Genomic DNA, 24,924 nt, shown 5'->3' with positions numbered 1-24,924 from the left:
CGTGAGCAATCCCTGGAACACCCGTCCGCCGCGTCCGCCCGGCAATCCGCCGGATCGCCGGCGTCCGCCAAGGGCGCAGGATGAGCGTCCACCCCGCGTCCAAGCCTCCGGCGGCGAACGTCCTGCGGACGCTTCACGCGAGGAACTGCGCCTGTACGGTCTGAATGCCGTGCAGGCGGTGTTCGCGCGGCGCCCCGACGCCATCCGCAAGCTGTATCTCCTCGAAGCGCGCATCCCCGCGCTGAAACCCCTGCTGGCATGGTGCGTCAAGCACCGTGTCGGCTACCGGGTGGTGGAGGAGGGTGATCTGGATCGCCTGGCTGCCAGCACGCACCACGAAGGCGTGGTGGCCGACGTGCTGAAACTGGCGCCGTCGCCGATGACGGACTGGTTGCGTGCGCTTCCCGAGGGACAGCCGGCCGCAGCGCTGTGGCTGGACGGCGTGGGCAATCCGCACAACTTCGGCGCCATCCTGCGCTCGGCCGCGCATTTCGGCGTGGCCGGCATCCTGCTGCCGCGCGACTCCACGCTGGCGCTGTCCGGTGCGGCGGCGCGTGTGGCCGAGGGCGGCGCCGAACAGGTGCCGCTGGTGCGGATGGGCAACCCGGAGAATGCGCTGGCGCAATTGCGCGGCGCAGGCTTTGCGCTGGCCGCCACTGTCGTGCGCGGGGGAGATGACCTGTTCGCGGCAAGACTGCCGCGACGCTTGATCTACGTGATGGGCGCGGAAGGCGAGGGCATGGATGCGCGCCTCGCCGAGGCCTGCGACCTGCGCCTGTCGATTCCCGGCAGCGGTGCAGTCGAGAGCCTCAACGTCGCCGCCGCGACGGCGGTGTTCCTGGCGCAGTGGAAGCAGCGTCTGTCGACAAAACTGTAGGAGGGGCTTCAGCCCCGACTTCGTTTTTTTGCGATCTCGGTAGTCAGCAGTGAGGGTCGGGGCTGAAGCCCCTCCTGCAGGTCTACTCCTTCAGCTGGCTGCCGAAATCGCCCTCGGCTTCTGCCGCCAGGTACGCGAACACCGTGTACGCCGCGACATTCTGCGCCAGCGCCGCCGGGTCGATCTTGTCCAGCGTGTCGTCGGCGTTGTGGTGCAGGTCGAAGTAGTCGCTGCCGTCCTGCGCCAGCCACGCCCACGCCATGCCCTTTGCGGCGAATGGACTGATGTCCGGGCCTGCGCTGCCCTTGCCGGGTGCGTACTCGATGCCCAGCGGCGCCAGTGCCTGCGCGATCTGTTCGGTCGCCTTGCGCGCATGGTCCGGCGCGCCGGTATTGAACGCGTAGATGCGGCCCGCGCCGAAGTCGCTTTCGGCGGCGATCTGGTGGCGCGTGATGTCGGCCAGGTACTTCTCCGCGTAGGCCTTGCCGCCGTAGAGGCCCTGCTCTTCGTTGGCGAAGGCGATTACGCGGATGGTGCGCTTCGGCGCCTGCTTGAGCTGGCCGATCAGATGCCCCGCCGCCATGGTGATGCCGATGCCCGCGCCGTCGTCGATCGCGCCGGTGCCCAGGTCCCACGAATCCAGGTGGCCACCGATCACCACCACTTCCTTGGGCAAGCTGCGCCCGGTGATCTCGCCGATGACATTGTGCGAGGTGTACTCGCCGTCCCAGCCGCAATCCAGTGCGAGCGACACGCGCACCGGGCCGCGCTGCAGCAGACGCGCCAACTGGTCGGCATCGGGGATGGTCAGCGACGCGGACGGTACCGGCGTCAGGCCCTCGTCGAAGCGCGTGATGCCGGTATGCGCGACGCGGTGGTTGTCGGTGCCGGCCGAGCGCATCAGGAACGCGATGGCGCCCTTGCGGATCGCCGCCGAGGGTCCTTTCGAGCGGATCGCGCCGCCGTTGCGGTAGTCGCTGCCGTCACGCGCGGCCTTCATCGGATAGTCGACGAAGGCGATCTTGCCGGCCAGCGAGCCCGCCGGCGCCGCTTCCAGTGCGGCCAGGTCGGCGAAGCGCACGATCTCCGCGTCCACCTTGCCCGCGGGGCTGCCGCCCAGCGCGGTGATCGTCAGCGGTTGCGCGTGCGTGCCGAGCACGGCCGCGCTTTCGCTGCGGCGCACCCACTTGGGAAACGTCACCGGTTCGATCCAAACCTTGTCGAAACCCAGTGCCTTGAACTTCGCCTGTGCCCACGCGACCGCCTTCGCGTCGGCCTCGCTGCCGGCCAGGCGCGGGCCCACTTCGGTCGTCAGTGATTCGACGACGTTCCAGCCGGTGCGGTCCGTGAGGGCCTGCTCGCGCAGTTGCGCGGCAGTGGCCAGTGCGGTGTCGGGGATGCGGGTTTCGCGGGAGGCGGCGAAGGCGGGCGCGGTGACGGCCAGGGCAAGCAGCAGCGGAGCAAGACGCATGGAGGGTCCCGGAAAAACGAAGGCCACGAGCTTACCAGCCCGTGGCCCCGTGTTTCCGTCGACGGCGTTGCCGATCCGGAACGCCGCGTGCCGTTATTTCTTCAGTGCGTCCCGGATCTCGCGCAGCAGCACGATGTCCTCGGGCGTGGCGGCTTCCGGCGCGGGTGCACGCACGCGGTTGTAGGCTTTCAGGAACAGGAAGATCACGAACGCGATGATCAGGAAGTCGATGGCGGTCTGCAGGAAAGCGCCATACTTCAACAGCAGCGCCGGCACGATCTCCTTGCCCGCCGCATCCACCTGCGCCGCGCGCAGGGTCACCGCCAGGTCGCTGAATTTCACACCGCCCATCGTCAGGCCCACCAACGGCATCACGATGCCATCCACCAGGCTGCTGACGATCTTGCCGAACGCGGCACCGATGACCACGCCGACGGCCAGGTCGACCACGTTGCCGCGCGATACGAACTCCTTGAACTCGCTGATCATGCCCATCCCATGTCCTCGTCAGTCGGCGCCTCTGCGGCGTCGGCGCCGACTATATCGCACGCACCGTCGATCAGCCGGCAATACGGCCGCGCAACTCGACCACGCCGTCGAGGGTGGCGGTGAACGTGTCGCCCGGCACCAGCGCAGCCACGCCTGCGGGCGTGCCCATGAAGACCAGGTCGCCCGCCTTCAGTGCGTAAAGCGTGGACAACTCGTGCAGGATGTCGGCCACGTCCCAGATGAGGTCGTGCAGCGCGCCATGCTGGCGCATGTCGCCGTTCACCCGCAGGGTCAGCGTGCGGTCTTCCAGCACCCCGACATCCGCCGCTGGAACCAGTTCGCTGACCGGTGCGGAATGATCGAAGCCTTTGCCGGTATCCCAGGGCAGGCCCTTGGCCTTGGCCGCGCCCTGCAGGTCGCGACGGGTCAGGTCCAGGCCGACGCCGTAGGCGATCACCAGCGCCTTCGCGGCCCCGGGGGAGAGCGGTCCGGGTGGTGCGTCGGTGCCCAGTGCGACGACCAGTTCCACCTCGTGGTGCAGATCGCGCGTGCCCGGCGGGTAGGGAACATCCGCATTCCCGGTGACGATCGCGTCGCCCGGCTTGTGGAAGAACACGGGGCTGCCGCGCTCGGCCTTCGAAGCGGGTGCGGTCGCGCCCATCTCGCGCGCGTGCTCGGCGAAGTTGCGGCCCACGCAGAAGATGCGGCGCACCGGGAACGTGCCGCCACCGCGCACCGGAACGCGCGGAACAGGCGGAGCAGGGATGATGTCGGTCATGTCGGCCACCCGGGGAATGTGGCCGCAGAGTTTAGGCGGGAACGCGCTCGCCCCGCCAAGATGCTCAATGCGAGAGGGGCAGCACCGGCTTGCGGACCACGTGGTACTCCGCGTCGACCACCCGCGCATCGCGCGCGCTGGGCTTGCCCCGCTGGCGCAGGAGCTTGTAAGCCAGGCCGCCGGCGATCATCGCGGCACCGACGAACACGCTGAAGAACACCAGCACACCGAGCAGCAGTACACCCAGCAGGCCCAGGCCGACCCGCAGCAGCGGATGGCGCGGCTTGCGCGGAGCGAACACGTGGCGGAAGGCATTGAACTGGAAATGGCGTGCGTACATGGCGTTGCGTCGTGACAGAATGCGGCCGGAGCCGGTACGCGCAGTATCGGATGACCGTTTGATGACCGTGTGAGGACTTCGTTAAGCGACATGCGACTGAGCGCACTGAATGACATCGCCGACGGCGGTTTCGCCGAGGTTGAAGCCGTGATCGGCGACGATGCCGAGTCGTTGATCCTGCATCGCGATGGCGGCGATGTGCGCGCATGGCTCAATGTCTGTCCCCACGCCGGCAGACGGCTGGACTGGGCGCCTGGTCAATTCCTCAAGAGCAAGAACGGCCACCTTGTCTGTGCCGCCCACGGTGCCTCGTTCGAACTCGTACGCGGTGACTGTGTCGCCGGGCCCTGCCGCGGCGATTCGCTGTGCGCCGTCGCCGTGCAGGTGCGTGACGGCGAGGTGTGGCTGGACTGAGCCGCGCTGCTGGCGTCAGTCGACGCCTTGCACGATCACGCAATGCCAGCCGGTGCGGTAGGTCTCGTAGCCGGGTGACGCGGCCTGTGCCACGCAATGGGCGCGGCCCTCGATGGATACGTCGATCGCGCCACGGGGCTGGGCGAACAGGGATGCATGCCCAGGAAAATCGAGTCGCGAGGCATCCGCGCCGGACTGCGTGTCGGCCAGCAGCCGGCCCTGCGCATCGACGATGCAGACCCGGCTACGGCGCCATTCCACCTCCGACAATGGCGTCCGTTCCACGATGGTCTGCGCCAGTGCGTCCCATCGGAACACAATGCCGAGCACGCCCAGCACGCGCCCCTGTACGCGACCGCCTTCGCGCACCGTGCAGGCGTAAACCAGTACGCGCTCACCGCCCGCAAGCGTGCTCGCATGCATGGACTGGAAGCCGAACTCTTCGCCATTGCGCGTGGACATGGCGGACTGGAACCATTCCTGCTGCGCGACCGAGTGGCCTGCGGACGGGTACTGGCGTGGCCGGCCATTGGTCAGCACATTGCCTTGCAGGTCGGTGAGCACGAGGTCGAAATAGACGGTGTAGGAATCCAGTATCTGGCCGAGCCGCTGGCTGGCATGCGTGAGCGCGGCCGGTTGCGGGTCGTGTGCGGCGGCGACGATCGCCGCATCGGTAGCCCACCAGCGCACATCGCAACTGCGCTCGTACAGGTTGCGGTCGATCAGGTCGATGTTGGCCAGCGCCAGGTCCGTCAGCCGCGTCCGGCGCACGTCGGTCTGCAGTTGGTCCAGTCGCTCGCGCAGATCGGTGCTGGTGCGACCCGCCATGCGGTCGATTTCCTGCGCGGTGTCGCTGACCCGTCGCGACAGCGTGTCCATCTCTTCGGCGATCACGCCGAAGCTGCGTCCGGCGCTGCCGATACGCACGGCCTCGATGCGTGCATTCATCGAGATGATGCGGGTGATGCGGTTGATCTCGTCGATCTTCTGCAGCGATTGACGCAGTTGTTTCAGCAAGGAATCCGACAGTCCCGATACCGACTGGATGTGGTCGTCGATGCCGGCGTCGGGCACGGGGGCGACAGCGCATGCGTTCATGGAGCTCCTTGTGGGGAAGGGGGCGGGGCAACACGGCGCCAGAATGCGGCAGCGTGAAGTCGCTCCCCGTATTGAGGCGCTATCGGCGCGCAAGCGGAGCGCTTTAATCGGCACCGTCGCGGTGCGCGATTTCCCCGGGATGGGGCGGCCGGGCGTCGCGTGTTGGACGCATGCGCGACGCTTGCCTGGAATCCGCGCACCACGGACAGGAGACCGGCATGGGCGACGCGAGCAACTGCATCGCCGTCCGCGTTGGCGACCACGTCCAAGTCGATCGGCGATTGGATGAACGCCTATTTCGCGGCTGCGACGTTGCTGCTGTTGCCGTTCGAAGCAGTGGCGTTCCGGTTGGCCTTTCACCGCGTCGGTTCGCTGAACTACCCGGAATGGCTGGTGATAGCGGCCTTCCTGACCGTCCAGACCTTTGTCTTCTGGTCGATCGCGCTGCTTCTGCAACGCTGGGTCCCGGGACGGTTTACGGCATCTTTTCGTTGATGCAGCTGTTTCAGCCGTATGCGCGCTGGAAATCGCTGCTGCGCGGCCTTCTGGATTGTGGGCTCTTCTTCGTTGTCATCCAGGTGGTAGTGGGGGTAGCGGTGGCAGTGGTGATGGCGACCTCCGCCGGAGGGTAGTACCCCACCTTGCATTCGATTGCCGCACATTTGCAGGTCGAACGCAGTGACCGATCGCAGACGAGAACGCCGGCACAGGGCCGGCGTTCTCGTTGGGCAAGGTCAGAGGCGATCACGCATCTGTGCGCGCGAACACGTCACTTCAGCGCCTTGAACCGCAGGCGGTGCGGACGGGCGCCGTCTTCGCCCAGGCGACGCTTCTTGTCTTCCTCGTACTCGCGGTAGTTGCCCTGGAAGAACTCCACGTGCGAGTCGCCTTCGAAGGCGAGGATGTGGGTGGCGATGCGGTCCAGGAACCAGCGGTCATGCGAAATGACGAAGGTGTTGCCGGGGAACTCCAGCAGCGCGTCTTCCAGCGCACGCAGGGTTTCGATGTCCAGGTCGTTGGACGGTTCGTCGAGCAGCAGCACGTTGCCGCCCTGCAGCAGCGTCTTGGCCATGTGCAGGCGGCCGCGTTCACCGCCGGACAGCGAGCCCACCATTTTCTGCTGGTCCTGGCCCTTGAAGTTGAAGCGGCCGATGTACGCGCGCGACTGGATCTCGACGCCGTTGATGTTGAGGATGTCCAGGCCGCCGGAAATCTCCTGGAAGACGTTGTGGTTGCCTTCCAGCTTCTCGCGGCTCTGGTCCACGTACGCCAGCTGCACGGTCGGACCGGTGGTGATGGTGCCGGAATCCGGCTTTTCCTGGCCGGTGATCATCTTGAACAGCGTCGACTTGCCCGCGCCGTTGGGGCCGATGATGCCGACGATCGCGCCGCCCGGGACCAGGAAGCTCAGATTGTCGATCAGCAGGCGGTCGCCGAACTTCTTCGAGACATTCTTGAACTCGATGACGTTGTTGCCCAGTCGCTCCCCCGGCGGGATGAAGATCTCGTTGGTCTCGTTGCGGCGCTGGTAGTCGACCGATTGCAGTTCTTCCAGACGTGCCAGGCGCGCCTTGCCCTTGGAGCGGCCGCCCTTGGCGTTCTGGCGCGACCATTCAAGTTCCTTCTGGATCGCCTTCTGGCGGGCCTTTTCCTGGTTGTCTTCCTGCTTCAGGCGCTCGTCCTTCTGCACCAGCCAGTCGGTGTAGTTGCCCTTCCACGGGATGCCGCGACCGCGGTCGAGTTCGAGGATCCATTCGGCGGCGTTGTCGAGGAAGTAACGGTCATGGGTGACCGCCACCACGGTGCCGGTGTAGCGGGCGAGGAACTGTTCCAGCCACTCGACGGACTCGGCATCCAGGTGGTTGGTCGGTTCGTCGAGCAGCAGCATGTCCGGCTTCTGCAGCAGCAGGCGGCACAGCGCCACGCGGCGCTTCTCGCCGCCGGACAGCTTGCCGACGATGGCGTCCCACGGCGGCAGGCGCAGCGCGTCGGCGGCCACGTCCAGCTGGTTTTCCAGTGTGTGCGCGTCGCCGGCGGCGAGGATCGCTTCCAGACGCTCCTGTTCCTTGGCCAGGGCGTCGAAGTCGGCGCCTTCTTCGGCGTAGGCGGCGTACACGGCTTCGAGGGCGGCCTGCGCCTGCAGCACATCGCCCACGCCTTCCTCGACGGCCTGGCGGACGGTGTGTTCAGGGTTGAGCTCCGGCTCCTGCGCCAGGTAGCCGACCTTGATACCGGGCTGCGGGCGGGCCTCACCCTCGAAATCCTTGTCCACGCCGGCCATGATCTTCAGTACCGTGGACTTGCCGGCGCCATTCAGGCCCAGCAGGCCGATCTTGGCGCCCGGATAGAAGGACAGCGAGATGTCCTTGATGATCTGCCGCTTGGGCGGGACCACCTTGCTGACCCGGTTCATGGTGTAGATGTATTGCGAGGACATGCAGGCTCCGGTACGCAGGCCCCGGCGCCCGGCCGGGGACGGCGGGCGGGGAGGCAAATTGGGAATGCGGCGATTATAGCCGCTAAGGCTCGCCCGACCGCTGGCTGAATACGTTTCGCCAACCCGCCTTTGACACAGCCGTAACCGTTTTCCAGCGGGAATCGGTTCAGATGCGATCCGCATCATGGACTCACGTGCCACACAGAGGGGTTTCCATGAATACCAAGCGCATTTTCCAGAGCATGGCCTGCGCCGTCCTGGCCTTCGCCGTCACCGCTCCCGTGCTGGCGCGCGACGATGATCGCGGCCACGACCGGGGTCGTTCGCACCACTACGACCGCCGGGATGACCGGCGGGATGATCGCCGCGACTGGCGCGAAGACCGCCGCGATGACCGTCGCGACTACCGTGATCAGCGCCAGGCGTACCGTCACGGCTACCACGATGGCCGTCGTTACGACGACCGCCGCTACTACGCACCGCCGCGCGTGGTCTACCGCCCGGCGCCCGGCTACCATCGCTGGGCGAAGGGCCAGCGTTACCGCGACTACTACCGTGGCCCGGTGTACGTGGTGAACGACTACGATTACTACGATCTGCGCCGCCCGCCCCGGGGCTACCACTGGGTCCGCGACGACCGCGGCAACATGCTGATGGTGGCCATCGCCACCGGCATCATCGCGGACCTGCTGCTGCATCACTGACGCCCCAGGTCGGGTGTGACCGAAAAGCGCGCTTCGGCGCGCTTTTCTTTTCCCGGCGGTGGGCAAGCGGGACCGGGAGGGCGCTTCGTCCGTGGGGTCCCGGGCGGGCTACAATCGGCCCTCCCGACCGACCTTGCCCCGGAGACCCGATGTTCCCGCGCGACGCCCGCATCGAAACCTACGATCCCGAACTGGCCCAGGCCATCGCCAACGAGGCGCGCCGGCAGGAGGATCACGTCGAGCTGATCGCCAGCGAGAACTACGCCAGCCCCCGCGTGCTGGAGGCCCAGGGCAGCGTGCTGACCAACAAGTACGCCGAGGGCTACCCGCACAAGCGCTATTACGGCGGTTGCGAATACGTGGATATCGCCGAGCAGCTGGCGATCGACCGTGTGAAGCAGCTGTTCGGCGCCGACTACGCCAACGTGCAGCCGCATTCCGGCTCCCAGGCCAACCAGGCCGTGTACTTCGCCCTGCTGAACCCCGGCGACACCATCCTGGGCATGAGCCTGGCCCACGGCGGCCACCTGACCCACGGCGCCAAGGTCAACGCCTCGGGCAAGCTGTTCAACGCCATCCAGTACGGCGTGAACGACCAGGGCCTGATCGATTACGACGAGGTCGAGAAGCTCGCCCTGGAGCACAAGCCGAAGATGGTCGTGGCCGGTTTCTCCGCCTACTCGCAAGTGGTGGACTGGGCGCGCTTCCGCGCCATCGCCGACAAGGTCGGCGCCTACCTGTTCGTCGACATGGCGCACGTGGCAGGCCTGGTGGCCGCCGGCGTCTACCCGAATCCGCTGCCGCATGCCCACGTGGTCACCTCGACCACCCACAAGACGCTGCGCGGTCCGCGCGGCGGCATCATCGTGGCCAAGGGTGCGGGCGAAGAGATCGAGAAGAAGCTGCAGAGCATCGTCTTCCCGGGTATCCAGGGCGGTCCGCTGATGCACGTCATCGCGGCCAAGGCCGTGGCCTTCAAGGAAGCGCTGGAGCCGGAATTCAAGGACTACCAGGCGCAGGTGGTGAAGAACGCGCAGGCGATGGCGAAGACGATCATCGCGCGCGGCTACAAGATCGTGTCCGGCGGCACCGAAAACCACCTGATGCTGGTCGACATGATCGGCAAGGACGTCAGCGGCAAGGATGCGGAAGAGGCGCTGGGCAAGGCGCACATCACCGTCAACAAGAACTCCGTGCCGAACGACCCGCGCAAGCCCTTCGTGACCTCGGGCCTGCGCATCGGTACGCCGGCGGTGACCACGCGCGGCTATGGCGAGCAGGACTGCATCGACCTGGCCAACTGGATCTGCGATGTGCTGGACGCGCCGACCGACGAGGCCGTGCTGGCGAAGGTGCGGGACAACGTGACCGCGCAGTGCCGGAAGTACCCCGTCTACGGCTGATCGACGATGCACTGCCCCTTCTGCCAGCACACCGATACCCGCGTGATCGATTCGCGCGTATCCGAGGACGGCGCGACGATCCGTCGTCGCCGTGAGTGCGAGGCGTGCGGGGAGCGGTTCTCCACGCTGGAGAACATCGAGATCAAGCTGCCGGCGGTCATCAAGGGCGATGGCCGCCGCGACACCTTCGATGCGCGCAAGCTGCGTGCCGGCTTCGACCGCGCGCTGCAGAAGCGGCCGGTATCCGAAGAACAGATCGAAGCGGCCGTACGCGCGGTGATCCATGCCATCCGCATGAGTGGCGAGCGCGAGATCGCCTCGCGCAAGATCGGCGAGTTCGTCATGAACGAGCTGCGGAAGCTCGACCATGTGGGCTACGTGCGCTTCGCCTCGGTCTACCGCAGTTTCGAGGACGTGGCCGATTTCCGCGAGGAGATCGAGAAGCTGGAGCGCGACCTGCCTGCGGGCGCCGGCCAGCTCTCGCTGCTGGGCGGTGATGTGGTGCCGTTCGACAAGCACGCGGACAAGAACAAGAAGCGTTGATTCGTGCACATCGACTGGATCGGTCGGCACCGGCAGTACATACCTGCGCTCGCCGCGTGGCACCACGCCGAATGGGGCGGCCTGTACGACGACTGGACCCTGCAGGCGGCCACCGATGAGCTGGAGGATCACGCGGCGCGCACGTCGGTGCCGACGACGCTGTTGCTGATGGATGACCGGGCGCTGCTGGGGTCTGTCAGTCTGCTGCTGGAGGATGCGCCGGCGCTGCAGGATCGCGGCAGTCCCTGGCTGGGCAGCCTGTTCGTATTGCCGGAGGCGCGCGGTCGTGGCGGTGGACGGGTCCTGGTGGATGCCGCCGTTGCGCACGCTGCGCAGGAAGGCGTGGCAGTGCTCCGGCTGTTCACCCTGTGGCATGAGGATTTCTACACCTCGCTGGGCTGGCAGGTCGATGAGTGCACGTCGCTGCATGGGACACCGGTGGTGGTCATGTCCATCCGGCCCGCGCAGCGCGTGGCGCATACTGGTTCACATGCCCCTGACGTGCCGCGTGGATGACGCATGACCGAATTCGCTTTTTCCTCCCTGGATCACACCTGCATGGCGCGAGCGTTGCGTCTGGCCGAACGCGGGGCGTACACCACGCGTCCGAACCCGATGGTGGGTTGCGTGATCGCGCAGGGTGGGGAGATCGTGGGTGAAGGCTGGCACCAGAAAGCCGGCGGGCCGCACGCGGAGGTGTTCGCGTTGCAGGCGGCGGGCGAGCGCGCGAAGGGCGCGACGGCCTACGTCACCCTGGAGCCGTGTGCGCATACCGGTCGCACGGGCCCGTGCGCGGATGCGCTGATCGCGGCGGGTGTGGTCCGGGTGGTGGCGGCGATGCGCGATCCCTTCCCGCAGGTCGATGGTGCCGGTTTCGACAGGCTGCGCGCGGCAGGCATCGCCGTGCAGTCCGGACTGATGGAGACGCAGGCGCGGCGCCTGAATCGTGGATTCCTGTCGCGCGTCGAACGCGGCAGGCCCTGGATGCGGGTGAAGCTGGCGACCAGCCTGGATGGCCGCACGGCGATGGCGAACGGGGATTCCAAGTGGATCAGTGGCGAAGCCTCCCGCCGCGACGTGATGCGTTGGCGCGCCCGTGCGGGGGCCATCCTGACCGGCGCCGGTACCGTGCTGGCGGATGATCCGTCGCTGACGGTGCGCTTCGGGGATGACACGGTGTTCGAGCCGCCCCTGCGGGTCGTGCTGGACCCCGGGCTGGCGACGGTGGCGCGCGGCAATGTGCGGCAGGGCGAAGCCCCCACGCTGTACGTCCATGCCGCGGATGCCAAACCGCCGCGCGACACGGCGGTGCAGCGCGTGGTGGCGCCGGCGACGGGCAGCAATTTCGATCTGAAGGCGGTGCTGGAGCTGCTTGGCGCGCGCGGCATCAACGAGGTGCATGCCGAGGCGGGCGCCACGCTGGCCGGCGCGTTCCTCGCCGCCGGGCTGGCCGACGAGGTGCTGCTGTACGTCGCGCCGATGCTGTTGGGCGACCAGGCCCGGCCGTTGTTCGGGGGACTGGGCATCCAGGCGATGGCGGACCGCCTGCAGCTGGAGATTGTCGACAGCCGCATGATTGGCGAAGATCACCGCCTCCTGCTGCAACCTGCCCGCTGACCGCCCGCCATGGTGGCTTTCAAGGATCATTTTTCCGGCGTCGCCGATGTCTACCTCGCTTCGCGCCCCACGTATCCCGAGGCGCTGTACGAGGCGATCGCGTCGGCCGTGCCCGCCAATGCGCGGGTCTGGGAGCCCGGCTGCGGCAGCGGCCAGGCGACGCGCGGGTTGGCGGCGCACTTCGCCCATGTGTACGCCACCGACCCCAGTGCGGCGCAGATCGAGCGCCACTGGGCGAAGGAGCGCGCCGTCGCCAATGTCAGCCTGGCGGTCGAACCGGCCGAAGACACCCGCCTGCCGGACCTCAGCGTGGACCTGGTGGCCGTCGCGCAGGCGCTGCACTGGTTCGACCGCTACCGCTTCTTCGATACCTGCGACCGCGTGCTGCGGCCAGGCGGCGTGCTGGCCGCCTGGACCTACCAGGACATCATTTTCGAAGACGATCTGGCCGAGGTGGCCGAAAAGGTCCGCGACGATATCGACCCCTACTGGCCGCCCGAACGCGCCGACGTGGACATGGGGTACGGCGACTACGTGTGGCCGTTCGAGGCCGTACCCACGCCACGCCTGTGGCTGACCGCCGAATGGAACCTGCCCACGTTGCTGGGCTACTTCGGCAGCCTGTCGGCGACCGGCAGCTACCGCGCCGCGACCGGCGAGGATCCGGTCTACGCCCATACACCGGCCCTGGCCGAAGTTTGGGGCGATCCGCAGCGCGTCCGCACCATGCGCTGGCCGCTGATCCTGCACCTGCGCAGGAAGGCCGTGTAGGAGGGGCTTCAGCCCCGACCGGCCGTTTCCGTCCGCGGTGGCGCCGGAAGCATCGGGGCTGAAGCCCCTCCTGCAGTGGCGCGGAACGCTGCGTTCAGGGCCTTCGCCGGATCGAGGCGTTAGAATGCCCCGGCCGGTTCGCCGGCATACCACCAACGACGTCTTCAGGGCGGGGTGCAATTCCCCACCGGCGGTAGGTCGCCCAGCGACGAGCCCGCGAGCGCCTTCGGTCCCACCGAAGGGTCAGCAGATCCGGTCAGATGCCGGAGCCGACGGTCATAGTCCGGATGAAAGAAGACGGCATCGCCGATGCCATGCGCGAGCGTGGCGTCGTGCGCCTGCCTTCGCGCCCGGAGGCGTCTCCGCTCTGTTCAAGCGAGAGACGTTCCATGCCTTCCACGATTTCCTTTGCGTTCCCCGTCCTCCTGCCGGAGGTGTGCTGATGTTCACCGGCATCATCGAGGGCGTCGGCCGCATCGCCGCGCTGCAGCCGCTGGGCGGTGACGTCCGCCTGACCGTCGCCGTCGGCACGCTGCCGTTCGACGCCGTGCAGCTCGGCGAGAGCATCGCGGTGAATGGCGTGTGCCTGACCGTGATCGCGTTCGATGCATCGAGCTTCCAGGCCGATGCGTCCACCGAGACCTTGTCGCTGACGACGCTCGGTGGCCTGGGCGAAGGCGCACTGGTGAACCTCGAGCGTGCGATGCGCCCCACCGACCGCCTCGGTGGCCACCTGGTCAGCGGGCATGTGGACGGTGTCGGCCGGGTGCTGTCGGTGCACGAGGACGCGCGTGCGCAGCGCTGGCGCTTCCGCGCGCCGGCCCCCCTGCTGAAGTACATCGCGAAGAAGGGCTCGATCTGCGTGGATGGCGTGAGCCTGACCGTCAACGAGGTGGATGGCGAGGGATTCGAGGTCGCGCTGATCCCGCATACCGTCTCGCACACCGCCTTCTCGCAGACCGCCGTCGGCGATGCGGTGAACCTGGAGATCGACCTGGTGGCCCGCTATGTCGAACGCCTGCTGGGCGCGCGCGCTGGCGGAGACGCCGCATGAACTTCGCACCGATTCCCGAACTGCTGGAAGAGATCCGCAACGGCCGCATGGTCGTCATCGTCGACGACGAGGACCGCGAGAACGAAGGCGACCTGATCATGGCCGCCGAGCTGGTGAAGCCGACCGACATCAACTTCATGGTCACGCATGCGCGCGGCCTGGTCTGCCTGTCGCTGACGCGCGAACGTTGCACGCAGCTGGGCCTGGCGCCGATGGTGCAGACCAACACCGCGCAGTTCCACACCAACTTCACCGTCAGCATCGAAGCAGCGGAAGGCGTCACCACCGGCATTTCCGCGTACGACCGCGCTCACACCGTGCGTACGGCCGTGCGGCCGGATGCGAAGCCCAGCGACCTCAGCCAGCCCGGGCATATCTTCCCGCTGATCGCCCAGCCCGGCGGCGTGCTGACGCGCGCGGGGCACACCGAAGCCGCCAGCGACCTGCCGATGCTGGCCGGGCTGGAACCGGCCGGCGTGCTGGTCGAAGTGCTGAACCCCGACGGCAGCATGGCGCGCCGCCCACAGCTGGAGGTGTTCGCACGCGAGCATGGGCTGAAGATGGGCTCGATCGCCGACCTGATCGCCTACCGGCTGGCCACCGAGCACACGGTGGAGCGCATCGACGAGCGCGACATCGAGACCGAGTTCGGTCCTTTCCGGCTGGTGACCTACCGCGACCGTATCGCCCATGACCTGCACTTCGCCCTGGTGCGCGGCACGCCCGAGGCGGCCACGCCCACGCTGGTACGGGTGCAGGTGGAGAACCCGCTGAGCGACCTGCTGCACTGGCGGCGCGACGATTTCGGGGTGCACGCCACGGACGCACTGCGGGCGATCGCCGCCGAAGGGCAGGGCGTGATGGTGGTGCTGGCCGAACCCCGCAGCGCCGAGGCGCTGCTGGCGCGGCTTCGCAAGCAGCCCGAAGTGCGCGCCAACGCCAAGGACGTGGGCCAGTGGCGTCGCAACGGTGCCGGTGCGCAGATCCTGGCCGACCTGGGCCTGGGCAGGTTGCGGGTGCTGGGCACGCCGCGCCGGCAGGTCGGCCTGGCCGGATTCGGACTGGACGTGGTGGAGTACGTCCAGCATTGATCCCCACCGGGCGGACCCGTCACCGCGCCCGGCTGTTAGACTTTCCCACCCCCAAGGAACCCGCCATGTCCCACTACGAAGGCGATCTGCGCGCGCCCGACGGCGCCCGCTTCGCGATCATCGCCAGCCGCTGGAACCCCCGCATCACCGATGTGCTGGTGGCCGGCGCGCGCCAGAGCCTGGCCGGCAACGGCGTGGGCGAAGAGGCGATCGACGTGGTGCGCGTGCCTGGAGCGTGGGAGATCCCGGTCGCCGCCGCGCGTCTGGCCGGAGACGGGCGCCACGTGGCGATCATCGCGCTGGGCTGCGTGATCCGTGGCGACACCCGCCACTACGAGCACGTCGCCGATGGTTGCGCTGAAGGCCTGATGCGCGTGCAGCTGGATTCCGGCGTGCCCGTGCTAAACGGCGTGCTGGCGGTGGAAAGGATCGAGGATGCCGAGGCACGCGCCGGCGGCAGCCATGGCAACAAGGGCGAAGAGGCCGCACTGGCCGCCATCGAGATGGCGCAGTTGCTGGAACAGTTGCCGTAACCCAAGAATCGCAGGAGCAGACGTGAGCCGACATCATCAATCCCACCGCAAGGACGGCGTCGATCCGGTCACGCGTGCCCGTGCGCGCCGCCGCGCGCTGCAGGCTGTCTATGCGTGGCAGATGTCGGGTGGCGAAGTGGGGCAGGTCATCGCGCAGTTCGCCCATGAGCAGGCGCACGAGATCGCGGACCTCGAGTATTTCGAAGACCTGGTGCGCGGCGTGGTGAAGCATCGCGCCTCGCTGGACGAGGCGCTGCTTCCGTTCCTCGACCGGACGGTCGAAGAGGTCGACCCCATCGAGCGCGCGGTGCTGCGCATCGCCGCCTACGAGTTGATCCACCGCATCGACGTGCCGTACCGCGTGGTGCTGAACGAAGCCATCGAGACCGCCAAGCGTTTCGGTTCCGAACACGGGCACACGTACATCAACGGCGTGCTCGACCAAGCGGCCGTGGCATGGCGCCCCACCGAGGCGCAGGCACGGCGCTGACGTGTCGGGCGGCGACACACGGTTTCCCCTGGAAGAGCGCGATGCGTTGCTCGCGTTGAAGGGGATGGGCCCTGCTGTCGTGCAGCGGCTGGAACAGATGGGCATTGCTTCGCTGCGCCAGCTGGCCGCCGCGGAACCATCGGAGATCGTCGCCAGTGCCGCAGGGCTGACCGGTTCCAGTTGCTGGAAGAACAGCCCGCAGGCACGTGCGGCGATCCAGTCCGCCGTCGATTTCGCGCGATCGCGCGCCTGACGCCGCCATGAGTGCCGGCGAGTTCGACCTGATCGCCCGCATCCGTGCCCGCGCGGGGACGCGCGCCGACATCGTGCTCGGCATCGGCGACGACGCTGCGCTGTTGGCGCCACCGCCGGGCTTGCAGCTCGTCGTCACCGCCGACACCTTGAATGCCGGCGTCCATTTTCCCGAAGACAGCGCAGCGGCCGACATCGGCTGGAAGGCGCTGGCGGTGAACCTGTCCGATCTCGCCGCGATGGGTGCCGAACCCGCATGGTGCACGTTGTCGCTGTCGTTGCCACAATCCGATGCGGCATGGATCGATGGATTCCTTGATGGTTTCCTGATGCTGGCCGCACGCTACGGCATCGTGCTGGTCGGCGGGGACACCACGCGCGGGCCGCTGTCCATCTCCGTGACGGCGATGGGTCTGGTCGACCCCGGCCATGCCCTGCGACGGGATGGCGCGCGCGTTGGCGATGACGTCTGGGTCACCGGCACGCTTGGCGATGCGGCGGGCGGCCTGGCGCTGCTCGACCGCGAACCGGCTCATGCGCTGCGTGCGCGGCTGGATCGTCCCACGCCACGCGTGGAAGTGGGGCGCGCGCTGCGGGGCTTTGCTACCGCCTGCGTCGATGTTTCCGACGGGCTGCTGGCGGATCTCGGCCATATCTCATCGCGGAGCGGCGTGGGCGCGCAGGTCGACATCGACGCGTTGCCGGCGTCGGATGCGTTGATGGCGACGTTCGATGGGGCGACGCGTGTGCCGTTGCAGGCCAGCGGCGGCGACGACTACGAACTCTGCTTCACCGCACCTGCCGATGCGCGTGAACGCATCGACGCCGTGTTCTCGCAGCTTGATCTGCGGGTCACGCGGATAGGACGCATCGTGGCAGGCGAGGGGGTGCAGCCCATGCGTTCCGATGGCGAACCATGGTCGTCGCTGCGCCGCGGTTACGACCATTTCGCTGAGCGTTGAGGCAGTTGCAGGAGCGACGTGAGTCGCGACCGCACGTCGTCGACGTTCGTGGCCCGGCATCAAGCGCAAGAGGGAACGGAGAAGTCTGTCGGTGGCTTTCCCGGCGCGCATGGCGCACGGTCGCGACTCGCGTCTCTCCTACACGGGCTTCCGCGGTGGCAGGACCTTGCCGGGGTTCAGGATGTCGTCGGGGTCGAGCGCGGCTTTGACCGCACGCATCGCGTCGAGCGTCGCCACGTTGAACGCATCCGCCATGAAATCCCGCTTGCTCAGGCCGATGCCGTGTTCGCCGGACAGCGTGCCTCCCAGCGCCAGCACGTGCGCGAAGACCTTCGGCAAGGCCGCATGCGCGCGTGCCGTCTCGGCGGCGTCACCGTCGTCGTACATGATGTTGACGTGCAGGTTGCCGTTGCCGGCATGGCCGAACACGACGATCGGCAGCGCGGCCTCGATCGACAGTGCTTCCATTGCCGCCACCAGATCCGGAATGCGCGACACCGGCACCACCACGTCCTCGTTGATCTTGCCGGGTTTGATGGTGCGCAGCGCTGGCGACAGGGCGCGCCGTGCGGCCCATAACCGGTCGCGCGCGGTACCGTCCTGCGCGACATCCAGCGTGAGCATGCCATCGCCTTCGGCGGCGTCGGCCAATGCCTGCAGCGAATACGGCAGCGTGTCGTCATCGCCGTCGGCTTCGACCAGCAGCATCGCACCCGCCTCGGGCACATCGCTGCCGTTGCGCCGGATCAACGCGAGGGCGCTGCGGTCCATGAATTCCAGCATGGTCGGCGTCGCCGGGCGCGCCATGATGCGCGACACCGCCGCCGCGGCCGTGGCGGCGTCGCGATAGAGCACGCGCAGTCCGGCCTGCGCACGTGGTCGCGGCGCCAGCTTCAGGGTTGCTTCCACGATCAGCGCCAAGGTGCCCTCGCTGCCGACGAGCAGGTGGGTGAGGTCGTAACCCGTCGCGTCCTTGGTGTAGGCGCCGCCGCAGCGGATCAGTTCACCCGCACCGGTCACGGCGACCAGCCCCAGCACGTTGTCGCGTGCGGTGCCGTACTTCACCGCGCGCGGTCCGCCGGCATTCGTGGCAAGGTTGCCGCCCACGCTGCACAGGTCGGCACTGGACGGATCGGGTGGCCAGAACAGGCCATGGGGTGCGAGTGCCTGTTGCAGGTTGCCGTTAAGCACGCCGGGTTCCACCACCACGCACCGGTCGGCAGCGCGCATGTCGATGATCCGGTCCATGCGCGAGAACGAGACCACCACGCCGCCCTGTGCAGGCACGGCGGCGCCGGTGGTGCCCGTGCCTGCACCACGCGCGACGACGGGAACGCGATGCGCACGGCATGCGCGCACCAGGGCCAGCACGTCTTCGTGCGTGCGCGGCAGGGCAACGGCCCACGGCATGGCCCACTGGCGCGAATCGTCGCCACCATAAGGACCGCAGGCATCGCCGGTGAGCCAGCTGTCCCCCAGGCGCGTGGACAGGGCTTCGTGCAGTTCGGTGGGCAAGGACGGATTCACGCCGTCATTGTAGGCGCGGCGTGCACGGCTCAGGTTTCGTCGGCGCGGAATGCGTCGCGGATCCAGGTGAGCCGGGGTGCGGCAGGATCACCCTGCGCGTCGATCACGTCGAACCGGCAGGGGGCATCTGCGAGTGCGGGGTGGTCCTGGAGGAAGCGCAGGGCCGCATGCACCAGGCGGCGGCGCTTGCCGGCATCGACCGATGCCGCGCCTCCACCGAAGAGCTGCGATTGGCGGTAGCGCACTTCCACGAACACCACGGTCGGCGTGCCGGGGCGCGTGGCGTCCCGCATCACCAGATCCAGTTCACCGCCGCGGTAAAGGGCGTTGGCAGCCAGATCGGTCAGGCCGGCGCGGCGCAGCAACTCGCGCGCCGCTGCTTCGACGGCTTGCCCGCGTTTCCGGCGGTCAACCGCCATCCGCCACGGGCACGGCCTGGCCACCACTGAACACCGACCACGAGGGCGTGCGCACTACGTTGCCGAAGCCGTCCAGTTGCAGGCGCCCGGTGGCGCCACGGATCTCGGTGTTCGCCCCCAGCGCCAACTTCTCCAGATAGGCCGTCAGCAGCCAGGCGTCATAGCCGAACGCGAACAGCCGTGCGGCAGCACCCCGTGCGGTCGGCACGCGTTCGCCGGTCACGCTGGCGGCGGGCAGTGCCGGCACGCCGCGCGAGGTCCAGGTTTCGGTCGGGAAGGCGATGCCGTCCAGTGCCATGTCTTCCACCGGCTTGCCGGTGCCCGAGGTCAGTTGCGAAGTGCCCACGCGCGTCTTGCCGCCCAGGCCGGCCAGCGCCAGTTGCGGGGTCAGGACGCGCGCCGTGCTGCCGCGCACGGCCAGGAAGACCGCATCGACGCCCTCCTGCGAAGCGGTCGCAAGGATGGTCGACAGGTCGCCGGGGGTTTCCGCCACGCTGATCACCCGCGTGACCTTGCCGCCGCGTTCGCTGAAGCGCTCGCGGAACGCCTGGGATGCGCGGCGGCCGTTGTCGTCGCTGCCCTCGATGATCAGCGCCATGCGGCGCTCGCGCGCCAGCAGATACTCCGCGGCGGCCAATCCATCGTCTTCCGGGGCCAGCGAGAAGCCGGCCTTGCCGTCCGGCGGTGCCACCACGCCGCGATTCAGCACCAGCATCGGGACAGCGAGCTGCGGTTGCTGGAAGAGCGCACTGACTTCGTCGCGGCCGAGCGGGCCGATCACGAAATCGGCGCCTTCGGCCGCTGCGCGCGCGTATGCGGTGGTCGCGCCCGCTGCCGTGCCGGTGGTGTCGTAGAACTGCACTTCGGGGCGGCGGCGGTGTTCGCCGTAGTAACCCGCCAGCAGGCCGTCGCGCACGGGTGCGGCGGCGGTGGCGAGGGTGCCGGACAGCGGGAGCAGGACGGCCACTTTCATGGGGGGGCGGTAGCCGTCGGCATCCGCAGGCGGGCGGTTGCCCGCATCGAAATGCCATTGCGTGCCGCGGTCGAACGGGCGCGGCAGCGGCAGGTCGCGGCGCTGCAACGCGCGACCGGCGAAGTTGTACAGCGGATCGCCAGCCTGCAATGCGGCGGCGTCGCGAGCGAGCGTGGCATCGTCCAGCGTGGCGAGCAGGCGGTCGATCTCGCGCGCATTGTCGCTGCGTGCCTGCCCGCTCAGGGTGGCATCCTGCCGGGCCAGCGCCGCGGCATTGCCGAACGCCGGGGCAAAACGCACTGCCGATGCGGTGGGGCCGGCGCCGGGCGTGGTGGCGCAACTGGCCAGCAACGCGGCCAGCAGCAGCGCGAGCAGGGCCCTTGCGGGGCGGATGCGTACGGAAAGCATGCTTGCAACAGGCGGGTTCATGGGCGGCATCGGCGATCGGGCAGGGGAACCGGCTACGATTCTACCCTCAGCCATCGAGCCCCACTGGAATGCCTGCCGGAACCCTGTTCATCGTCGCCACGCCGATCGGCAATCTCGGCGACCTCACGCCGCGCGCGCTGGAGACACTCCGCAACGTCGCGGCGATCTGCGCCGAAGACACCCGGCGCAGCGGCCAGTTGCTGTCGCATTTCGGTGTTTCCACGCCCCTGCTGGCGCTGCACGAGCACAACGAGGACGCCCTGTCGCAACGCGTGGTCGAACGCCTGCTGGCCGGCGACTCGCTGGCGCTGGTCAGCGATGCCGGCACGCCGCTGGTCAGCGATCCCGGTTTCCGCCTGGTGCGTGCGGCGCGTGCGGCGGGCATCAAGGTCAGTCCCTTGCCGGGCGCGTGTGCGGCGATCGCGGCGCTGAGCGTGGCCGGGCTGCCGAGTGACCGGTTCACGTTTGAAGGCTTCCTGCCTGCCAAGGCGTCCGCGCGGCGGGAGCAGCTGCAGCGCCTGGCGGGCGAGGCGCGCACGCTGGTGTTCTATGAGTCTTCGCACCGCATCGCCGAATCCCTCGCGGACATGGGCATGGCCTTTGGCGCAGACCGTCCTGCCGTGATCGCGCGTGAGCTGACCAAGCTGTTCGAGACCGTGCTGGATGGCACGCTCGCCGAGCTGCAGGCGCGGGTCGATGCCGATGACAACCAGCGTAAGGGGGAGTTCGTGGTGATGGTGCAGGGCGCTGCGGACGATGAAAGTGCGCAACTGGTGGAAGGGCGCCGTGTCTACGCCCTGCTCAACGCGCACCTGCCGCCATCGGCGGCCGCCAAGCTGGCAGCCGAGATCACCGGCGCGCCGCGCAAGGCGCTGTACGGAATGAAGGCGGAAGACTGATGGCGTGGCGCAAGCCTCGTTGACGCCATGGAAGCGTGGCGCGTCTTCCTTGTTTTCCTGCGTCTCGGGCTGACCTCGTTCGGCGGGCCGATCGCCCATCTTGGCTACTTCCGCGAGGCGTTCGTGGTGCGTCGTCGCTGGCTGGACGAGGCCGAGTACGCGGACATCGTCGCGCTGTGCCAACTGTTGCCGGGGCCGGCCAGCAGCCAGGTGGGCATGGTGGTCGGCCTGGGCCGTGCGGGTCTTCCCGGTGCGCTCGCGGCCTGGTGTGGCTTCACCCTTCCTTCCGCACTGCTGATGATCGGCTTGGGTGCCGGCATCTCGCATGGATGGGGCGATATCCCGGAGGGCCTGGTCCATGGACTCAAGCTGCTGGCGGTGACCGTGGTTGCGCATGCGGCATGGGGGATGGCGCGTGCGTTCTGCCGGAATGCGGCCACGTGGCTGCTGATGCTGGGGTGCGCGGCGGTGCTGGTCGCGTGGCCGGCGGCATGGATGCAACTGGCCGTCATCGTCTCGGGTGCGGTGGCGGGGCTGGCGTTGCGGCGGGACCTGAAGAGTGCGCCGACGCCATCGATGCGTGGCGTACCCTCGCGCCGGGTGGGCGTCGTCGCGCTGGTGGTGTTCACCGCGTTGCTGATGCTGCCGTGGTGGCTGTCCGGGCCAGGTTCTTCCGCCGACGTGTTCGGTCTTTTCTATCGCGCGGGCGCGCTGGTGTTCGGCGGCGGGCACGTGGTGATGCCGTTGTTGCAAGCGGGTGTGGTCGCGCCGGGCTGGTTGGCGCAGGACGCCTTCATCGCGGGCTACGGGGCGGTGCAGGCGGTGCCGGGACCGATGTTCACCTTTGCCGGCTACCTGGGTGCGTCCATGAGCGCTGGATCCGGCGGGTGGGCCGGCGGCTTGCTGGCACTGGTCGCCATCTTCCTGCCCTCGTTCTTGCTGGTCATCGGGGTGCTGCCGTTCTGGTACCGCATCGTGGCGCTGCCGCGCATGCGTGGCGTCCTGGCGGGCATCAATGCGGCTGTGGTGGGCCTCCTGCTTTCAGCGCTTTACGATCCGCTCTGGACGGAAGCGGTGTCCGGGGCATGGGACGTGGTAGCCGTGGTTGCGGGCATCGCCGCGCTGGCGATGCGGGTGCCGATGGCGTGGGTCGTGCTGGGGATGCCTCTGCTCGGCATGTTGCTGCACGCATTCCCCTGATCATTCGCGACGGGGCGGGGGCGGCAGCTGTGCGACAATGCATGCGGCGGAGCCGGCCAGACAGTCGCGTCATTGGAAACAATGCCGAGGAAAGTCCGGGCTCCACAGGGCACGGTGCCAGGTAACGCCTGGGCGGCGCGAGCCGACGGAAAGTGCAACAGAAAGATACCGCCTAAGACTGTTTCGGCAGGACGGCAAGGGTGAAATGGTGCGGTAAGAGCGCACCGCGAGTCCGGCAACGGACCGGCACGGCAAACCCCACCGGGAGCAAGACCAAATAGGGACCTCATGGCGCGGCCCGCGTCGGGTCCGGGTAGGTTGCTTGAGCGTAACGGTGACGTTGCGCCTAGAGGAATGACTGTCCACGACAGAACCCGGCTTACCGGCCGGCTCCGCCGCTTTCCAAAGCGCCACCGGCGCTTCGGAAAGTCCCAAGGTTTGCGGCGCAAACCTTGGGCCCCAGGCCCTTGGCCTCCAGACCCCCCGCTCGTGCTTTGCGCTCGCCGTCTCCTGACTCAGGGGGCTCGTAAGCAGGTGCTCGCTGTTTTCTTGTAGGAGCGACGTCATTCGCGACCGCACGACTTCAGACGTGGAAGGGTCGACTACGCGCCCGTTCCTATCCGCAATGTCGTCTCCCCCTCGAACACCCCCTCCGGACCGAACCGGCGCTCGCTTATCCAGCCATGTCCGCCGTGGTCGATGGCGATCAGGGTGCTGGCGCGGGTGCCGTAACGGGCGTCGCGGATGAAGGCGGACGAGAGCATTCGCTCCAGGTCCCGTCCAACACCCGTGTCGGGCAGGCGTGTATCCGGCGCGCGGGTTTCGTCCGACAGGGCGTGCCACAAGGGCGTCACGTCATCTTCCCCGGAGGCGACCCACGCGGCCAGTCGTTCCTTCAGGGCCATCGTCTTGGGCCAGGGTTCGTCCAGGTCCCCATTGGAGACGGCGTGCAGGCCGGGTGCCAGGGCGATCCGGCGTGGAGTGGGGTAGTTGCTGACGTATTCGCATGCGACCGCATCGGCCAGCACCAGATTGAACGGGGCAAACCCTTCCGCCGCCGTCAGCAGACCCGCCGCACGATGGTCGGCGCCGCCGGGAGAGCCCAGGAATCCCGCCGCCAGGTGGCCCCGGGAGGGCGCCCCCGGCACCTGGATGGCCGGGTCGCGCACATTGGTCACCACTGCCATCCGGCCCTGCTGGTCCACGCCGGCCCAGGTGCCGCCCGACTGGAGGTCGCGGCCCGCCAGGACGCCCGGCGCCTCGGCCCAGGCGGCCAGCGCTGCGGTCGGGCGCCCGTGGAACTCGTCACGGTTGCCCGCCAGCAACAGCCGCCAGCGGGGATGGACGTTCCAGGCGAGCGCGACCAGGCACATGGGGAGGATTCTGGACCGGCGGTTTGCGCAGTTCCACTCCGGCCCCGGCCTCGCCGTCAGCCGATATGTGAAACGACGATCACCTCACTGAATCCTTCCTCAATCTCAAAATTTGAGACGAAACAGCAACTTGTGGATAAGGCTTGAACAAGTCTCTGAAGTTTGCTGCAAGCCATTGATCCGCCAAGCGATTTCCCGTCCGCTTTCCTGTTGACAACCCTGTGCGCAGTGCTAAGGTGGGTAGCAGAGGGAAAACCGGGTTTTTAGTGGTTTTCCGTGGTTCAATTGATCGCTCTTTTAGCGAACCGGGAAGGCAGGGGCCGTGTTTCAGGGTGAGACCGCCATCACAGTGGACGACAAGGGACGGCTCGCGGTGCCCACCGCGTACCGCGACCTCGTCGCGCGCGAGTGCGGCAATCGCCTGGTCATCACCTACAACCCCTTCGAAGCCGGCAGCCTCTATCTCTACCCGGAACAGGTCTGGCAGCGCGTACGCGATGACGTCAACAAGCTGCCCAGCACCCAGCGCGCGCACCGCAATCTGCAACTGAAGCTGGTCGGTGCCGCCTCGCCCGTGGAACTGGACGGCAATGGGCGCATCAGCATCCCGGCCAGCCATCGCAGTGCGGTGGGCATCGAGAAGAAGGCCGTGCTGCTGGGCATGGGCGAGAAGTTCGAACTCTGGAGCGAACAGGCGCACCACGCGCAGATCCGTCAGACCCTCACTGACGACGATCTGAGCGCGCACATGCTCGAGCTGCGCTTGTGAGCAAGGGTGAC

General features: G+C 67.9%; 27 protein-coding genes, 1 other RNA gene, 1 pseudogene and 1 riboswitch. Of the genes and pseudogenes, 19 read left to right on the top strand and 10 right to left on the bottom strand.

Annotated features, from left to right (window positions below; genetic code table 11):
• Position 1 precedes the first annotated feature (1 nt).
• Complete coding sequence (locus tag ACIPRS_RS08055) at positions 2 to 877, top strand: TrmH family RNA methyltransferase (protein ID WP_446538172.1); 876 nt, start codon at positions 2 to 4, stop codon at positions 875 to 877.
• A gap of 82 nt (positions 878 to 959) precedes the next feature.
• Here the strand turns inward: ACIPRS_RS08055 and ACIPRS_RS08050 are convergent, their stop codons facing one another.
• The 4 genes from ACIPRS_RS08050 to ACIPRS_RS08035 all read right to left on the bottom strand — a co-directional run bounded on the left by ACIPRS_RS08050 (position 960) and on the right by ACIPRS_RS08035 (position 3,955).
• Complete coding sequence (locus tag ACIPRS_RS08050) at positions 960 to 2,348, bottom strand: M28 family peptidase (protein ID WP_446538171.1); 1,389 nt, start codon at positions 2,346 to 2,348, stop codon at positions 960 to 962.
• Between the two features lie 93 nt (positions 2,349 to 2,441).
• Complete coding sequence (mscL, locus tag ACIPRS_RS08045) at positions 2,442 to 2,843, bottom strand: large-conductance mechanosensitive channel protein MscL (RefSeq protein ID WP_337731542.1); 402 nt, start codon at positions 2,841 to 2,843, stop codon at positions 2,442 to 2,444.
• Between the two features lie 64 nt (positions 2,844 to 2,907).
• Positions 2,908 to 3,615 carry a fumarylacetoacetate hydrolase family protein gene (locus ACIPRS_RS08040; protein WP_446538170.1) on the bottom strand — a complete coding sequence of 236 codons (708 nt, stop codon included), beginning with the start codon at positions 3,613 to 3,615 and terminating at the stop codon, positions 2,908 to 2,910.
• Between the two features lie 64 nt (positions 3,616 to 3,679).
• Positions 3,680 to 3,955, bottom strand: coding sequence for a hypothetical protein (locus tag ACIPRS_RS08035; RefSeq protein WP_337731540.1), 276 nt, complete (start codon positions 3,953 to 3,955; stop codon positions 3,680 to 3,682).
• Between the two features lie 90 nt (positions 3,956 to 4,045).
• Here ACIPRS_RS08035 and ACIPRS_RS08030 point away from each other — a divergent pair, with 90 nt between their 5' ends.
• Complete coding sequence (locus tag ACIPRS_RS08030; protein WP_446538169.1) at positions 4,046 to 4,369, top strand: Rieske (2Fe-2S) protein; 324 nt, start codon at positions 4,046 to 4,048, stop codon at positions 4,367 to 4,369.
• Positions 4,370 to 4,384: 15 nt separating this feature from the next.
• Here ACIPRS_RS08030 and ACIPRS_RS08025 read toward each other — a convergent pair whose 3' ends face one another.
• On the bottom strand, positions 4,385 to 5,467 hold the full coding sequence (locus ACIPRS_RS08025) for a methyl-accepting chemotaxis protein (RefSeq protein WP_446538168.1): 1,083 nt from the start codon (positions 5,465 to 5,467) through the stop codon (positions 4,385 to 4,387).
• A 285-nt stretch (positions 5,468 to 5,752) separates the two neighbouring features.
• Here ACIPRS_RS08025 and ACIPRS_RS08020 point away from each other — a divergent pair, with 285 nt between their 5' ends.
• Positions 5,753 to 5,962 carry a hypothetical protein gene (locus tag ACIPRS_RS08020; RefSeq protein ID WP_446538167.1) on the top strand — a complete coding sequence of 70 codons (210 nt, stop codon included), beginning with the start codon at positions 5,753 to 5,755 and terminating at the stop codon, positions 5,960 to 5,962.
• Positions 5,963 to 6,236: 274 nt separating this feature from the next.
• Here ACIPRS_RS08020 and ettA read toward each other — a convergent pair whose 3' ends face one another.
• Complete coding sequence (ettA, locus tag ACIPRS_RS08015) at positions 6,237 to 7,904, bottom strand: energy-dependent translational throttle protein EttA (protein ID WP_062357777.1); 1,668 nt, start codon at positions 7,902 to 7,904, stop codon at positions 6,237 to 6,239.
• A 215-nt stretch (positions 7,905 to 8,119) separates the two neighbouring features.
• Between ettA and ACIPRS_RS08010 the strand changes: the two genes are divergently transcribed.
• From ACIPRS_RS08010 to thiL, 12 genes are all read left to right on the top strand, one after another.
• Positions 8,120 to 8,608, top strand: coding sequence for an RcnB family protein (locus tag ACIPRS_RS08010; RefSeq protein ID WP_337731536.1), 489 nt, complete (start codon positions 8,120 to 8,122; stop codon positions 8,606 to 8,608).
• 149 nt (positions 8,609 to 8,757) lie between these two features.
• The gene (gene glyA, locus ACIPRS_RS08005) at positions 8,758 to 10,011 is read left to right on the top strand and encodes a serine hydroxymethyltransferase (RefSeq protein WP_446538166.1); all 1,254 of its coding nucleotides are present in this window, start codon (positions 8,758 to 8,760) and stop codon (positions 10,009 to 10,011) included.
• Positions 10,012 to 10,017: 6 nt separating this feature from the next.
• Positions 10,018 to 10,554 (top strand): transcriptional regulator NrdR, encoded by a 537-nt coding sequence (nrdR, locus tag ACIPRS_RS08000; RefSeq protein WP_192202052.1) that lies wholly within the window; start codon positions 10,018 to 10,020, stop codon positions 10,552 to 10,554.
• A gap of 3 nt (positions 10,555 to 10,557) precedes the next feature.
• Positions 10,558 to 11,070 (top strand): GNAT family N-acetyltransferase, encoded by a 513-nt coding sequence (locus ACIPRS_RS07995; protein WP_446538165.1) that lies wholly within the window; start codon positions 10,558 to 10,560, stop codon positions 11,068 to 11,070.
• A 3-nt stretch (positions 11,071 to 11,073) separates the two neighbouring features.
• Positions 11,074 to 12,171 carry a bifunctional diaminohydroxyphosphoribosylaminopyrimidine deaminase/5-amino-6-(5-phosphoribosylamino)uracil reductase RibD gene (ribD, locus tag ACIPRS_RS07990; RefSeq protein WP_446538164.1) on the top strand — a complete coding sequence of 366 codons (1,098 nt, stop codon included), beginning with the start codon at positions 11,074 to 11,076 and terminating at the stop codon, positions 12,169 to 12,171.
• A 9-nt stretch (positions 12,172 to 12,180) separates the two neighbouring features.
• Complete coding sequence (locus ACIPRS_RS07985; protein ID WP_446538163.1) at positions 12,181 to 12,942, top strand: class I SAM-dependent methyltransferase; 762 nt, start codon at positions 12,181 to 12,183, stop codon at positions 12,940 to 12,942.
• Positions 12,943 to 13,098: 156 nt separating this feature from the next.
• Positions 13,099 to 13,245: riboswitch (FMN riboswitch) on the top strand.
• 139 nt (positions 13,246 to 13,384) lie between these two features.
• On the top strand, positions 13,385 to 13,996 hold the full coding sequence (locus tag ACIPRS_RS07980) for a riboflavin synthase (RefSeq protein WP_337731531.1): 612 nt from the start codon (positions 13,385 to 13,387) through the stop codon (positions 13,994 to 13,996).
• Complete coding sequence (gene ribB / locus ACIPRS_RS07975) at positions 13,993 to 15,087, top strand: 3,4-dihydroxy-2-butanone-4-phosphate synthase (protein ID WP_446538162.1); 1,095 nt, start codon at positions 13,993 to 13,995, stop codon at positions 15,085 to 15,087. The genes ACIPRS_RS07980 and ribB overlap by 4 nt, the downstream gene beginning before the upstream one ends.
• Positions 15,088 to 15,152: 65 nt before the next feature.
• Positions 15,153 to 15,620 carry a 6,7-dimethyl-8-ribityllumazine synthase gene (ribH, locus tag ACIPRS_RS07970; RefSeq protein ID WP_192202046.1) on the top strand — a complete coding sequence of 156 codons (468 nt, stop codon included), beginning with the start codon at positions 15,153 to 15,155 and terminating at the stop codon, positions 15,618 to 15,620.
• Between the two features lie 22 nt (positions 15,621 to 15,642).
• The gene (nusB, locus tag ACIPRS_RS07965) at positions 15,643 to 16,110 is read left to right on the top strand and encodes a transcription antitermination factor NusB (protein WP_446538161.1); all 468 of its coding nucleotides are present in this window, start codon (positions 15,643 to 15,645) and stop codon (positions 16,108 to 16,110) included.
• A gap of 1 nt (position 16,111) precedes the next feature.
• On the top strand, positions 16,112 to 16,363 hold the full coding sequence (locus tag ACIPRS_RS07960; protein ID WP_337731528.1) for a helix-hairpin-helix domain-containing protein: 252 nt from the start codon (positions 16,112 to 16,114) through the stop codon (positions 16,361 to 16,363).
• A 7-nt stretch (positions 16,364 to 16,370) separates the two neighbouring features.
• Positions 16,371 to 17,324, top strand: a complete 954-nt coding sequence (thiL, locus tag ACIPRS_RS07955) for a thiamine-phosphate kinase (RefSeq protein ID WP_446538160.1) — start codon at positions 16,371 to 16,373, stop codon at positions 17,322 to 17,324.
• A 138-nt stretch (positions 17,325 to 17,462) separates the two neighbouring features.
• Here the strand turns inward: thiL and ACIPRS_RS07950 are convergent, their stop codons facing one another.
• From ACIPRS_RS07950 to ACIPRS_RS07940, 3 genes and pseudogenes are all read right to left on the bottom strand, one after another.
• The gene (locus tag ACIPRS_RS07950) at positions 17,463 to 18,851 is read right to left on the bottom strand and encodes an FAD-binding oxidoreductase (RefSeq protein WP_446538159.1); all 1,389 of its coding nucleotides are present in this window, start codon (positions 18,849 to 18,851) and stop codon (positions 17,463 to 17,465) included.
• Positions 18,852 to 18,880: 29 nt separating this feature from the next.
• Positions 18,881 to 19,270: a YraN family protein gene (locus tag ACIPRS_RS07945; protein ID WP_446538158.1), complete on the bottom strand. Its 390-nt coding sequence runs from the start codon at positions 19,268 to 19,270 to the stop codon at positions 18,881 to 18,883.
• Positions 19,260 to 20,525 (bottom strand): annotated as a pseudogene (locus ACIPRS_RS07940) (penicillin-binding protein activator); the annotation flags it as partial. The gene ACIPRS_RS07945 and the pseudogene ACIPRS_RS07940, both read right to left, overlap by 11 nt.
• Before the next feature lie 215 nt (positions 20,526 to 20,740).
• Here ACIPRS_RS07940 and rsmI point away from each other — a divergent pair.
• From rsmI to rnpB, 3 genes are all read left to right on the top strand, one after another.
• A complete protein-coding gene (gene rsmI, locus ACIPRS_RS07935; protein ID WP_192202040.1) occupies positions 20,741 to 21,571 on the top strand; it encodes a 16S rRNA (cytidine(1402)-2'-O)-methyltransferase in 831 nt (276 codons plus the stop codon).
• A 27-nt stretch (positions 21,572 to 21,598) separates the two neighbouring features.
• Complete coding sequence (gene chrA / locus ACIPRS_RS07930; RefSeq protein ID WP_446538157.1) at positions 21,599 to 22,771, top strand: chromate efflux transporter; 1,173 nt, start codon at positions 21,599 to 21,601, stop codon at positions 22,769 to 22,771.
• A gap of 48 nt (positions 22,772 to 22,819) precedes the next feature.
• Positions 22,820 to 23,169: RNase P RNA component class A (gene rnpB / locus ACIPRS_RS07925), an RNA gene on the top strand.
• A 204-nt stretch (positions 23,170 to 23,373) separates the two neighbouring features.
• Here rnpB and ACIPRS_RS07920 read toward each other — a convergent pair.
• Positions 23,374 to 24,144 (bottom strand): NRDE family protein, encoded by a 771-nt coding sequence (locus ACIPRS_RS07920; RefSeq protein ID WP_446538156.1) that lies wholly within the window; start codon positions 24,142 to 24,144, stop codon positions 23,374 to 23,376.
• Between the two features lie 322 nt (positions 24,145 to 24,466).
• On the opposite strand from ACIPRS_RS07920, the gene mraZ reads away from it, so the two are divergent.
• Positions 24,467 to 24,913, top strand: coding sequence for a division/cell wall cluster transcriptional repressor MraZ (mraZ, locus tag ACIPRS_RS07915; RefSeq protein WP_142125694.1), 447 nt, complete (start codon positions 24,467 to 24,469; stop codon positions 24,911 to 24,913).
• The last annotated feature ends 11 nt before the right edge of the window (positions 24,914 to 24,924 follow it).

This window comes from Pseudoxanthomonas sp. LARHCG66, assembly GCF_052871755.1.
This window is presented reverse-complemented; position numbering and strand designations above follow the sequence as displayed.

What these genes read in the sequence shown, in the direction of transcription:
- ACIPRS_RS08030 (WP_446538169.1), top strand. Translation starts at nt 4,046, where the DNA reads ATGCGACTGAGCGCACTGAATGACATCGCCGACGGCGGTTTCGCCGAG.
- ACIPRS_RS07945 (WP_446538158.1), bottom strand. Translation starts at nt 19,270, where the DNA reads ATGGCGGTTGACCGCCGGAAACGCGGGCAAGCCGTCGAAGCAGCGGCG.
- ACIPRS_RS07920 (WP_446538156.1), bottom strand. Translation starts at nt 24,144, where the DNA reads ATGTGCCTGGTCGCGCTCGCCTGGAACGTCCATCCCCGCTGGCGGCTG.
- ACIPRS_RS08050 (WP_446538171.1), bottom strand. Translation starts at nt 2,348, where the DNA reads ATGCGTCTTGCTCCGCTGCTGCTTGCCCTGGCCGTCACCGCGCCCGCC.
- ACIPRS_RS07985 (WP_446538163.1), top strand. Translation starts at nt 12,181, where the DNA reads ATGGTGGCTTTCAAGGATCATTTTTCCGGCGTCGCCGATGTCTACCTC.
- ribB (WP_446538162.1), top strand. Translation starts at nt 13,993, where the DNA reads ATGAACTTCGCACCGATTCCCGAACTGCTGGAAGAGATCCGCAACGGC.
- ACIPRS_RS08035 (WP_337731540.1), bottom strand. Translation starts at nt 3,955, where the DNA reads ATGTACGCACGCCATTTCCAGTTCAATGCCTTCCGCCACGTGTTCGCT.
- ACIPRS_RS08010 (WP_337731536.1), top strand. Translation starts at nt 8,120, where the DNA reads ATGAATACCAAGCGCATTTTCCAGAGCATGGCCTGCGCCGTCCTGGCC.
- ACIPRS_RS08025 (WP_446538168.1), bottom strand. Translation starts at nt 5,467, where the DNA reads ATGAACGCATGCGCTGTCGCCCCCGTGCCCGACGCCGGCATCGACGAC.
- ribD (WP_446538164.1), top strand. Translation starts at nt 11,074, where the DNA reads ATGACCGAATTCGCTTTTTCCTCCCTGGATCACACCTGCATGGCGCGA.
- rsmI (WP_192202040.1), top strand. Translation starts at nt 20,741, where the DNA reads ATGCCTGCCGGAACCCTGTTCATCGTCGCCACGCCGATCGGCAATCTC.
- thiL (WP_446538160.1), top strand. Translation starts at nt 16,371, where the DNA reads ATGAGTGCCGGCGAGTTCGACCTGATCGCCCGCATCCGTGCCCGCGCG.
- glyA (WP_446538166.1), top strand. Translation starts at nt 8,758, where the DNA reads ATGTTCCCGCGCGACGCCCGCATCGAAACCTACGATCCCGAACTGGCC.
- ettA (WP_062357777.1), bottom strand. Translation starts at nt 7,904, where the DNA reads ATGTCCTCGCAATACATCTACACCATGAACCGGGTCAGCAAGGTGGTC.
- chrA (WP_446538157.1), top strand. Translation starts at nt 21,599, where the DNA reads ATGGAAGCGTGGCGCGTCTTCCTTGTTTTCCTGCGTCTCGGGCTGACC.
- nrdR (WP_192202052.1), top strand. Translation starts at nt 10,018, where the DNA reads ATGCACTGCCCCTTCTGCCAGCACACCGATACCCGCGTGATCGATTCG.
- ACIPRS_RS08040 (WP_446538170.1), bottom strand. Translation starts at nt 3,615, where the DNA reads ATGACCGACATCATCCCTGCTCCGCCTGTTCCGCGCGTTCCGGTGCGC.
- ACIPRS_RS07980 (WP_337731531.1), top strand. Translation starts at nt 13,385, where the DNA reads ATGTTCACCGGCATCATCGAGGGCGTCGGCCGCATCGCCGCGCTGCAG.
- mscL (WP_337731542.1), bottom strand. Translation starts at nt 2,843, where the DNA reads ATGGGCATGATCAGCGAGTTCAAGGAGTTCGTATCGCGCGGCAACGTG.
- ACIPRS_RS08020 (WP_446538167.1), top strand. Translation starts at nt 5,753, where the DNA reads ATGAACGCCTATTTCGCGGCTGCGACGTTGCTGCTGTTGCCGTTCGAA.
- ribH (WP_192202046.1), top strand. Translation starts at nt 15,153, where the DNA reads ATGTCCCACTACGAAGGCGATCTGCGCGCGCCCGACGGCGCCCGCTTC.